10 protein-coding genes are annotated in these 10,603 nt (G+C 57.3%); 8 read left to right on the top strand and 2 right to left on the bottom strand.

The window, feature by feature from the left end; genetic code table 11:
* Positions 1–560: 560 nt before the first annotated feature.
* A complete protein-coding gene (locus KGA82_RS08940) occupies positions 561–1,781 on the bottom strand; it encodes a CaiB/BaiF CoA transferase family protein (RefSeq protein WP_223415762.1) in 1,221 nt (406 codons plus the stop codon).
* Between the two features lie 13 nt (positions 1,782–1,794).
* Positions 1,795–2,976 (bottom strand): acyl-CoA dehydrogenase, encoded by a 1,182-nt coding sequence (locus KGA82_RS08935; RefSeq protein ID WP_008027768.1) that lies wholly within the window; start codon positions 2,974–2,976, stop codon positions 1,795–1,797.
* 158 nt (positions 2,977–3,134) lie between these two features.
* Between KGA82_RS08935 and KGA82_RS08930 the strand changes: the two genes are divergently transcribed.
* From KGA82_RS08930 to KGA82_RS08895, 8 genes are all read left to right on the top strand, one after another.
* Positions 3,135–4,034, top strand: a complete 900-nt coding sequence (locus KGA82_RS08930) for a LysR family transcriptional regulator (RefSeq protein ID WP_192228097.1) — start codon at positions 3,135–3,137, stop codon at positions 4,032–4,034.
* Positions 4,035–4,469: 435 nt separating this feature from the next.
* A complete protein-coding gene (locus KGA82_RS08925; protein ID WP_008027764.1) occupies positions 4,470–5,591 on the top strand; it encodes a Re/Si-specific NAD(P)(+) transhydrogenase subunit alpha in 1,122 nt (373 codons plus the stop codon).
* 15 nt (positions 5,592–5,606) lie between these two features.
* Positions 5,607–5,930 carry an NAD(P) transhydrogenase subunit alpha gene (locus KGA82_RS08920; protein ID WP_003187010.1) on the top strand — a complete coding sequence of 108 codons (324 nt, stop codon included), beginning with the start codon at positions 5,607–5,609 and terminating at the stop codon, positions 5,928–5,930.
* Positions 5,930–7,363, top strand: a complete 1,434-nt coding sequence (locus KGA82_RS08915; RefSeq protein ID WP_192228098.1) for an NAD(P)(+) transhydrogenase (Re/Si-specific) subunit beta — start codon at positions 5,930–5,932, stop codon at positions 7,361–7,363. Before KGA82_RS08920 ends, KGA82_RS08915 begins: the two co-directional genes overlap by 1 nt.
* 180 nt (positions 7,364–7,543) lie before the next feature.
* Complete coding sequence (locus KGA82_RS08910) at positions 7,544–9,037, top strand: acetyl-CoA hydrolase/transferase family protein (protein WP_008027760.1); 1,494 nt, start codon at positions 7,544–7,546, stop codon at positions 9,035–9,037.
* 319 nt (positions 9,038–9,356) lie between these two features.
* Entirely contained in the window at positions 9,357–9,572 is a 216-nt protein-coding gene (locus KGA82_RS08905) for a DUF1127 domain-containing protein (protein WP_007947887.1), read from the top strand.
* Between the two features lie 257 nt (positions 9,573–9,829).
* Positions 9,830–10,039, top strand: a complete 210-nt coding sequence (locus KGA82_RS08900) for a DUF1127 domain-containing protein (protein ID WP_192228099.1) — start codon at positions 9,830–9,832, stop codon at positions 10,037–10,039.
* Between the two features lie 144 nt (positions 10,040–10,183).
* Positions 10,184–10,501, top strand: coding sequence for a DUF2388 domain-containing protein (locus KGA82_RS08895; RefSeq protein ID WP_008044656.1), 318 nt, complete (start codon positions 10,184–10,186; stop codon positions 10,499–10,501).
* Positions 10,502–10,603: the final 102 nt, after the last annotated feature.

Below are 10,603 nucleotides of genomic sequence, written 5' to 3'. Positions count from 1 at the left end.
GTGATGCTGATAATCTTGTTGACTATCAGTCTGACTCCACAAGCACCCACACGAATTGCTTGATTCAGTTGTTAAAGAGCGGTTGGTTAAGATCTTTCGTCTCAACCGAGGCGCGCATTCTACAGCGTCCTCTGCATCTGTCAAGCGGTTATTTTCAGAAGTTTTCAAAGTTTCCTTTGCAACTTCAACCACTTGCGCTTCCGATCTCTCGTTAGCGGGAGGCGAATTCTACAGCGTTACTCGCTGCTGTCAACACCTCTTTTTCTCCGCTTTCGACCGAGAAGATCGAACCGTCAAAAGAGCCACACAACACCGCCCTTTCAACTCCTTCTGGGCTTCGATGACCTGAAGCAACTCGCTGTCGAAAACTGCGTAACTCTTTGTTTACCAAGGAGTTTTCCGTTTCGACTGCGCCGGAAGTGGGGCGAATTATAGACTTCTAGAATCTGCCGTCAACCCCTAATTTAGCCTTTCTATCAATAACTTGCAGAAAGCCTGAAAACAGCGCGCTTCCCTCTATATAGAAGAGCAAAACCACGCCCTCTATATAGAAGGACTCCTCAAAGCACTCCAGCGTCCTTTAATGCAGTCACCGCACAAGCGTCCAGGCCCAACACCCGCTGCAGCACCGCCATCGTATGCTCGCCCAATAAAGGAGGCGCATTGCGGTACTCCACCGGTGTCTCGGACAAACGAATCGGGCTCGCCACCTGCGGCACCATCCCTGCCAAGGCGTGAGGCAGCTCAATCGCCAAACCGCGCGCCTTTACCTGAGGGTCGGCAAACACCTGAGCCAGATCATTGATCGGACCACACGGTACGCCTGCCCGCTCCAACTGCGACACCCACTCAGCAGTGGTCTTGAACACCGTAGCCTGGCGAATCAACGGAATCAGCACCGCACGGTTCGCCACCCGCAGCTTGTTGGTGGCAAATCGCGGATCATCCGCCCACTGCGGCTGCCCGGCCACTTCCGCAAATTTGCGGAACTGCCCGTCATTACCCACAGTGAGAATGAAATCGCCATCTGCTGTAGGAAAGTCCTGATACGGCACGATGTTCGGATGTGCATTACCCAGCCGCTTCGGCGCATTGCCTGTCGTCAGGTAGTTCATCGCCTGGTTAGCCAGACATGCCACCTGGACATCCAGCAACGCCATATCGATATGTTGGCCGCCACCGTCATGATCCCGATGCGCAAGCGCTGCGAGAATCGCCACGGTCGAGTAAAGCCCGGTCAAAATGTCCGTCAGCGCCACGCCGACTTTCACCGGCCCGGCACCATCATCACCTTCTGGTCGCCCCGTCAGACTCATCAGGCCGCCCAAGCCCTGGATCATGAAGTCATAACCCGCGCGCTTGGCGTAAGGACCTGTCTGACCAAATCCGGTGATCGAGCAGTAGATCAGATTAGGATTGGCCTCTTTGAGCGACTCATAATCCAATCCATAAGCCGCAAGACCACCGACCTTGAAGTTCTCGATCAGGATGTCTGACTTCGCCGCCAGCTCACGCACCAACTTCTGCCCCTCCGGGCGAGTGAAGTCGATGGTCACCGATTGCTTGTTGCGATTGGCCGACAAGTAGTAGGCGGCCTCGCTGGTGTTCTCGCCATAGGCGTCCTTCAGAAAAGGAGGCCCCCAGGCGCGCGTGTCATCGCCATTGCCCGGACGCTCGACCTTGATTACCTCGGCGCCAAGGTCCGCCAGTATCTGACCGGACCACGGCCCGGCCAGCACCCGCGACAAATCCAGTACCCGTAGATGCGAAAGCGCGCCCATGGCCGTTCTCCTATTAATAGAACGCCTGGAGGCCAGTCTGCGCACGACCAAGGATCAGCGCGTGGACGTCATGCGTACCTTCATAGGTATTCACCACTTCCAGGTTGACCAGGTGACGCGCCACGCCGAATTCATCGGAGATACCGTTACCACCCAACATGTCACGCGCCATACGAGCAATGTCCAGGGACTTGCCGCAAGAGTTGCGCTTCATCATCGACGTGATTTCGACCGCAGCGGTGCCTTCATCTTTCATACGACCCAGACGCAGGCAGCCTTGCAGAGCCAGGGTGATTTCGGTCTGCATGTCCGCCAGTTTCTTCTGGATCAATTGAGTAGCAGCCAATGGACGACCGAACTGCTGACGATCCAGGGTGTATTGGCGAGCGGTGTGCCAGCAGAACTCGGCCGCGCCCAGCGCACCCCAGGAAATGCCATAACGTGCCGAGTTCAGGCAAGTAAACGGGCCTTTCAAACCACGGACGTCAGGGAAGATGTTCTCTTCAGGGACAAACACGTTGTCCATGACGATCTCACCCGTGATGGATGCACGCAGCCCCACTTTGCCGTGAATGGCCGGCGCGCTCAGGCCTTTCCAGCCTTTCTCCAGAACGAAGCCACGGATGTCGCCCTCGTCGTCCTTGCCCCAGACCACGAATACATCGGCGATCGGGCTGTTGGTGATCCACATCTTGCTGCCGGTCAGGCTGTAGCCGCCCTCCACTTTGCGTGCACGGGTAATCATCGCACCCGGATCAGAACCGTGGTTCGGCTCGGTCAGACCGAAACAGCCAATCCACTCACCCGAGGCCAGTTTCGGCAGATACTTCTGCTTCTGGGCCTCAGTACCGAATTCATTGATCGGCACCATCACCAAAGAGGACTGCACGCTCATCATCGAGCGATAACCCGAATCGACGCGCTCAACTTCACGAGCAATCAGACCGTAGCTGACATAGTTCAGACCGCTGCCGCCATATTGCTCAGGGATGGTTGCACCCAGCAGGCCGACTTCGCCCATTTCACGGAAGATCGCCGGGTCGGTCTTTTCATGACGGAAAGCTTCAAGAACACGCGGCGCGAGCTTCTGCTGAGCGAATTGCTCGGCAGTGTCGCGAATCATGCGCTCTTCTTCGGTGAGCTGTTGATCCAGCAGCAGGGGATCGATCCAGTTGAAGCTAGCTTTACCGCCCATGAGTGTGTCCTCTCGAATCGGGTCAAATAATGTGGACTGATCCTAGGCCGGGTTCGGCGTTACGACAAACGAGGATTTTGCATACTGTTGTGCTAATTTCTCACTCCGAAACATCGCGAAGCAGTTTTTTGTACGATGTATTAGTGAGGTTGACGTACATGCGCAGGAAGATCCCCAGCACAACCGCCCTGGTCAGCTTTGAAGCAGCGGCACGCCACGAGAGCTTTACCAAGGCAGCCCAGGAACTTTCCCTCACTCAGGGAGCGATCTGCCGACAGATCGCCAGCCTTGAGGAGTTCTTGAGTGTGGAATTGTTCCGACGCTCGCGACGCGGAGTGAAGCTGACTGAAGCCGGGCTTTCCTACAGCCGTCGGGTAGCAACACAGCTGGACGCCGTAGAGCGCGACACCCTGTCAGTGATGGGCCAACAGGGTACCAACGTGATTGAGCTGGCAGTCGTACCAACCTTCGGCACCCAATGGCTGCTGCCAAGACTCAAGGACTTCCAGCAAAAACATCCGGAAGTGACGGTCAACCTCACTAACCGCACACGCCCGTTCCTGTTTGCCGACACAGATTTCGATGCCGCCATTTACTTTGGCGATGCAGACTGGTCAGGCACTGAATCCCACAGGCTGATGGGCGAAAATCCCATGCCTGTGTGCAGCCCCAACCTACTGGGCAAAAGGACAAGCCTCACACCCGCTGAAATCGCCGAACTGCCCTTGCTGCAACAGACCACCCGCCCCTATGCCTGGCGCCAATGGTTCAACTCGCAAAACCTTAATATCCCCCGCGACATGACAGGGCCGCGCTACGAGCTATTCTCCATGCTTGCCCAAGCGGCGATGCATGACATGGGGATCGCCTTGATCCCGCCGTTCCTGATTCAGCGCGAACTGGCGGAGAAGCGGCTGGTGATTGCAAACGTTCAGGCACTGTCCAGCATCAAGGCGTATTACCTGATGATTCCTGATCGAAAGGTCGAATCTGCGTCTTTGAAGGCCTTTCGCGACTGGCTGGTAAATCAGGCACAAAGCTACAGCCTAGAAGGATAAAGGCTCTGCGCTATTAGCTGACCCCGTAGTCAACAAACTGAAAGCCCTACAGATATAAGTATTTGTCGCATACTCGCAAACTGTACCTAGAAGCTGTACAAACGTCCCACAAGCGCCTGAAAACGTGGCCTTGAGCCGCTATTGGATGGCAATAACGCTGCATTCACCGTACCGATGTGTAATTTCTTGAATTTTGGCGAAAAACCTTACAAGGCACGGCCTGCAAGGGATTGAAGCGGTTGGTTGCGACATTCGGTCACGGGGTGACTTGTAGTTAATTTTCCGTCACCCGTCATAATCCCTTGAAGGGCACAAAGTTCGCCTGCAAAATGCCGCGCCCCGCCCTGATTTGGCGGGATCGTGCTGATCGGCCGCCCCAGCCGCACCATCCGAAGTGCCTGGGTTTACTCAATAAGATCACGCAGGAGATTTGACGTGCACATTGGTGTTCCTCTCGAAACCCAGACGGGTGAAACACGGGTTGCTGCAACCCCGGAAACCATCAAGAAGCTGATCGGCCAGGGTCATAAGGTCACTGTGCAAAGCGGCGCCGGCATTAACGCCAGCGTTGTCGACAGTGCTTATGAAGCGGCAGGCGCAACCATTGGCAGCGCCAACGATGCGTTTGGTGCCGAGCTGATTCTCAAGGTGGTCGCACCCAGCGACAGCGAACTCGCTCTGATCAAGAGCGGCACCGTTGTGGTGGGCATGCTCAACCCGTTCAGCAATGAAACCATCGCCAAGCTGGCCGAGTGCGGAATCACCGCGTTTGCGCTGGAAGCCGCGCCACGCACCTCCCGCGCCCAGAGCCTGGATGTGCTGTCTTCGCAAGCCAACATCGCCGGCTATAAAGCCGTGTTGCTGGCCGCTCACCATTACCCTCGCTTCATGCCGATGCTGATGACCGCTGCGGGCACCGTGAAAGCGGCGCGCGTGCTGATTCTTGGCGCCGGGGTAGCCGGTTTGCAGGCGATCGCTACGGCGAAACGTCTGGGTGCGGTGATCGAAGCATCTGATGTGCGACCTGCGGTTAAAGAGCAGATCGAATCCCTCGGTGCCAAGTTCGTCGACGTGCCTTATGAGACCGATGAAGAGCGCGAATGCGCCGTCGGTGTCGGCGGTTACGCACGTCCAATGCCGGCGAGCTGGATGCAGCGTCAGGCCCTGGCCGTGCACGAGCGCGCCAAGCAGGCTGACATTGTCATCACCACGGCACTGATTCCGGGCCGCAAGGCACCGACGCTGTTGAGCGCGGAAACCGTGGCGCAGATGAAGCCAGGCTCGGTGGTCATCGACCTCGCCGCAGCCCAGGGCGGCAACTGCCCGCTGACCGTGGCCGATCAGGTTGTGGTCGAGAATGGCGTGACCATTTGCGGTCCTACCAATCTGGCCGGCGCAGTCGCGGCAGACGCATCGGCCCTGTACGCACGCAACCTGCTGGACTTCCTGAAGCTGGTCTTCAACAAAGAAGGCCAGTTCGAAGTGAACCTAGAAGACGACATCGTCGCCGCGTGCCTGATGTGCCGCGACGGCCAAGTCATCCGCAAAAACGCCTAAGCAGGGATTCAGACGATGGAAGAGCTTATCTCCCCCGGTATCTACAACCTGATCATCTTCGTGCTGGCGATTTATGTCGGTTATCACGTGGTCTGGAACGTTACACCTGCGCTGCACACGCCGTTGATGGCGGTCACCAACGCCATTTCGGCGATCGTGATCGTCGGCGCCATGCTCGCCGCGGCGCTGACCGTTACGCCACTGGGCAAAACCATGGGCACGCTGGCCGTGGCCCTGGCGGCAGTGAACGTATTCGGTGGCTTCCTGGTGACCCGCAGGATGCTTGAGATGTTCAAGAAAAAAGCCCCGAAAGCCGTAAAAGAAGAGGCGCCTAAGTAATGAGCATGAACCTCGTAACGACGCTCTACTTGATCGCGTCCATCTGCTTCATCCAGGCCCTGAAAGGCCTGTCGCACCCGACCACGTCGCGTCGCGGCAATCTGTACGGCATGCTTGGCATGGCCTTGGCGATCCTCACCACCGTGGGCCTCATCTATAAGCTGGGCGCTGAGCTGGCCACCGCCGGTATCGGTTACGTCATCGTCGGCCTGCTGGTCGGCGGCACCGCCGGCTCGATCATGGCCAAACGCGTTGAAATGACCAAGATGCCGGAACTGGTCGCCTTCATGCACAGCATGATCGGTATGGCCGCGGTGTTCATCGCGATCGCCGCTGTTGTTGAGCCGCAATCGCTGGGCATCGTCAAGCAATTGGGTGATTCGATTCCTGCGGGCAACCGTCTGGAGCTGTTCCTGGGTGCTGCCATCGGTGCAATCACCTTCTCTGGTTCGGTGATCGCGTTCGGCAAGCTCTCGGGCAAGTACAAGTTCCGCCTGTTCCAGGGTGCACCGGTACAGTTCGGCGGCCAGCACAAGCTGAACCTGCTGCTGGGTCTGGCGACACTGGCGCTGGGCGTCACCTTCATGCTGACCGGCAATCTCAGTGCATTCGCGCTGATGCTGGTGCTGGCCTTCGTGATGGGCGTCCTGATCATCATCCCGATTGGCGGCGCGGACATGCCGGTTGTGGTGTCGATGCTTAACAGTTACTCCGGTTGGGCAGCAGCGGGTATCGGCTTCTCGCTGAACAACTCGATGCTGATCATCGCGGGCTCGCTGGTGGGTTCCTCCGGTGCGATCCTCTCGTACATCATGTGCAAGGCGATGAACCGTTCCTTCTTCAATGTACTGCTCGGTGGTTTCGGCAATACGGCCGATGCCGGCCCGGCTGGCGCCAAGGAAGCCCGCCCGGTGAAATCCGGTTCGGCCGACGACGCGACCTTCCTGCTGACCAACGCCGATACCGTGATCATCGTTCCAGGCTACGGCCTGGCGGTAGCACGGGCGCAGCACGCACTGAAAGAGCTGACCGAAAAGCTGAGCCATCGTGGCGTGACCGTTAAATACGCGATCCACCCGGTGGCGGGTCGTATGCCTGGTCACATGAACGTACTGCTGGCCGAGGCTGAAGTGCCTTACGACCAGGTGTTCGAGATGGAAGACATCAACTCCGAGTTCGGTCAGGCCGACGTGGTGCTGGTGCTCGGCGCCAACGACGTGGTCAACCCGGCGGCGAAGAACGATCCGAAATCGCCGATTGCCGGGATGCCGATTCTCGAAGCGTTCAAGGCCAAGACGATCATCGTCAACAAACGTTCGATGGCCAGCGGTTATGCCGGCCTGGACAACGAACTGTTCTACCTCGACAAAACCATGATGGTCTTCGGCGACGCCAAGAAAGTCATCGAAGACATGGTCAAAGCCGTCGAGTAAAAACTGCTCCAGCGCAATACCCAAAACCTCAGCCTTTAGTAGGCTGGGGTTTTTTTATTCCCCGTGAAACCCGACCAAAGGCTCTAAATCAGGGGTCTGCATTCGACCATGGTAGCGGGAGGATTTTTTTTGAAATCACTAGACTGCACACCTTGCTTCCGTTGCCCGAGATAACAATCCATGTACCGTGATCGTATTCGCTTGCCTTCGTTGTTGGATAAGGTGATGAGCGCCGCTGACGCTGCCGCTCTGATTGAGGACGGCATGACCGTCGGCATGAGTGGTTTCACGCGCGCCGGCGAAGCCAAAGCCGTGCCGCATGCATTGGCCGAACGCGCCAAAGTCACCCCGCTGAAAATCACGCTGATGACCGGCGCCAGCCTGGGCAACGACCTTGATAAACAGCTCACCGAAGCCGGCGTCCTGTCGCGACGCATGCCGTTCCAGGTCGACAGCACATTGCGCAAGGCGATCAACGCCGGCGAAGTGATGTTTATTGACCAGCATCTTTCAGAAACCGTGGAGTCGCTGCGCAACCAGCAGCTGAAACTGCCGGACATCGCCGTCATCGAGGCCGTGGCAATCACTGAGCAAGGCCACATCGTGCCGACCACTTCGGTGGGCAACTCGGCCAGCTTCGCGATTTTCGCCAAACAGGTGATCGTCGAGATCAACCTGGCGCATAACCCGAACCTCGAGGGTTTGCACGACATCTATATCCCGACGTATCGCCCGACCCGCACGCCGATTCCGCTGGTGAAGGTCGACGATCGCATTGGCAGCACCGCCATTCCGATCCCGCCTGAAAAGATCGTCGCGATCGTCATCACCAATCAGTCCGACTCGCCGTCGACGGTGCTGCCACCAGACGTTGATACCCAGGCCATTGCCGACCACCTGATCGACTTCTTCAAGCAGGAAGTGGCGGCTGGGCGCATGACCAACAAGCTCGGCCCATTGCAGGCCGGCATCGGCACCATTGCCAACTCGGTGATGTGCGGACTGATCGATTCTCCGTTCGAAGACCTGACCATGTATTCCGAGGTGTTGCAGGACTCGACCTTCGACCTGATCGACGCCGGCAAGCTGAGTTTTGCGTCTGGTAGTTCGATCACCTTGTCGAGCCGCCGCAACGCTGATGTGTTCGGCAACCTGGAGCGTTACAAGGACAAACTGGTCCTGCGTCCGCAGGAAATCTCCAACCACCCGGAAGTGGTGCGCCGCCTTGGGATCATCGGCATCAACACTGCGCTGGAGTTCGACCTGTACGGCAACGTCAACTCTACCCACGTCTGCGGCACACGAATGATGAACGGCATCGGTGGCTCGGGCGACTTCGCGCGCAACGCGCACCTGGCGATCTTCGTGACCAAGTCGATTGCCAAGGGCGGCGCGATCTCCAGCGTGGTGCCGATGGTCAGCCACGTCGATCACACGGAGCATGACGTCGACATCCTCGTGACAGAGGTCGGTCTGGCGGACTTGCGCGGGCTGGCACCGCGGGAGCGGGCTCGCGTCATCATCGATAACTGCGTACACCCGGACTATCGCCAGGCGCTGGATGACTACTTCACCGCCGCTTGCGCCATCGGCGGGCACACGCCGCATATCCTGCGTGACGCCCTGAGCTGGCACATCAACCTGGAAGAAACCGGTCGAATGCTGACGGTGTAATTGATACAGATAGCCGCTGTCGCAAACACAGTTTCGACAGCGGACTATTGCCAGGCAGAAATGTGTTTAAAACTGTACTGCTGTACTGGTCTTTTCCTACCGTAATGGCCTACCTTTTCGACCTGAATCACCAAAAATGCACCATATTAGTGCTGATAGGTACAGTTGCCTCAATTTAGACCAGTACACCACCCTTTAACAGTTAACTGGTCCCTCACAATACAGGTGAACTGTATCTAGAGAGACTGGCCAAACAAGAGGATCATTGGCATCAGTTAAACCACTACCTAATCCCGCCACAAGCGGAAGGATGAAAACCATGGAACGTACACTCAGTTCCGATCTGTTCTTCGAAGACACCGCTGCAAAAACCCAGGCTTCCATGCCTCTGCGCGTTATCGCCAACCTGATGCTGTGGCAGCGCCGCATCTCCAGCCGCCACCAACTGGCTCGCCTGGATTCGCGTCTGCTGGCTGACGCCGGGATTAGCGAAGCACAACGCTACGAAGAGCTGAGCAAGCCGTTCTGGCGCTAAGTTAGCGTCGCTGGCTCTGATCTTTAAGGTCAACCGCCAGCACCCGAATTGAACAAACAAGACCCGTCGTGGGAAACCACGACGGGTTTTGTCGTTTTGGGGTGATGAAATCCTCAAAACAATAAGCACACTCAAACACAGGTACAGTTTAACTTTAATCAAAACTGAACCAGTACAATTTCAAGCGTGTGTGTCTGTCTTGGCGAACCGGGCGGGATCATCATGAAATCCCGACCTGCCAGCAAAAGGACTGCACCATGGATCATCCACTGGATCTCCCCGCGACCACTTCGCAATCCAAGCCTCGGTTTACCTGGCTTGGAAGATTGTTCAGAGGCTTCGCCAGCAGCCTCGAAAGAGCCAGAACCCGGCGTTTACTGGCGCAACTCGACGGCAGGCAGCTGTCTGACCTGGGCATCAGTCATTCAGATCGTGTCAAAGAATTGGATAAGCCGTTCTGGCGCTGATGTCCGCCTGAACAGACGGGGCTGTGCGAATCGACACCTACAGGCCTAATATCAAGCCAGAACGTGGCGATGACTGCGCGACAGGCGTCTGACTCAACAGACACCGCGCCACATCTCAATCGGTTTACCAAAAGGAGTTACACCATGTCCCGTCTTCGTCTGCTCAGCGCTGCAGCCCTGCTTGCCGTGGCTGCCAATTCCCACGCCACCAGCTTCATCGTGACCACCGATGCCGTCGTCGGTGCACTCAAGGCTACGTCCGATGCCACTTCCGATGTCACCTCGTCCTTTCGTGATGACAAGATCGTACGCGCGGCCCGTGACGACGCCGCCAGCTTCGTCGCCAGCGAAGGCGCCATTCGTGGCGTGAAACTGGAAAGCGCACTCGACCACATTCGCCACCAGGCCCCTCAACTGAACGCGACTGACGCACAACTGGCTCAGGCCATCCTGACGATCTAACCAGGCACCATCCATATCCGGGACACACCCAACGTGTCCCGATGTTTCGGCGCTGGCTCTAAACCGGGCGTTGCGCTAGCCTTGGGACTCGCTTTCAACTGT

The organism is Pseudomonas sp. BF-RE-22 (assembly GCF_019956155.1).
Taxonomy (GTDB): domain Bacteria; phylum Pseudomonadota; class Gammaproteobacteria; order Pseudomonadales; family Pseudomonadaceae; genus Aquipseudomonas; species Aquipseudomonas migulae.
The sequence above is the reverse complement of the archived record's forward strand: the minus strand, read 5'-3'. Positions and strand labels throughout refer to the sequence as shown.

Coding starts and splice junctions, on each gene's coding strand:
- KGA82_RS08910 (WP_008027760.1), top strand. CDS start 7,544: ATGTACCGTGATCGTATTCGCTTGCCTTCGTTGTTGGATAAGGTGATG.
- KGA82_RS08920 (WP_003187010.1), top strand. CDS start 5,607: ATGGAAGAGCTTATCTCCCCCGGTATCTACAACCTGATCATCTTCGTG.
- KGA82_RS08905 (WP_007947887.1), top strand. CDS start 9,357: ATGGAACGTACACTCAGTTCCGATCTGTTCTTCGAAGACACCGCTGCA.
- KGA82_RS08895 (WP_008044656.1), top strand. CDS start 10,184: ATGTCCCGTCTTCGTCTGCTCAGCGCTGCAGCCCTGCTTGCCGTGGCT.
- KGA82_RS08940 (WP_223415762.1), bottom strand. CDS start 1,781: ATGGGCGCGCTTTCGCATCTACGGGTACTGGATTTGTCGCGGGTGCTG.
- KGA82_RS08935 (WP_008027768.1), bottom strand. CDS start 2,976: ATGGGCGGTAAAGCTAGCTTCAACTGGATCGATCCCCTGCTGCTGGAT.
- KGA82_RS08930 (WP_192228097.1), top strand. CDS start 3,135: ATGCGCAGGAAGATCCCCAGCACAACCGCCCTGGTCAGCTTTGAAGCA.
- KGA82_RS08915 (WP_192228098.1), top strand. CDS start 5,930: ATGAGCATGAACCTCGTAACGACGCTCTACTTGATCGCGTCCATCTGC.
- KGA82_RS08900 (WP_192228099.1), top strand. CDS start 9,830: ATGGATCATCCACTGGATCTCCCCGCGACCACTTCGCAATCCAAGCCT.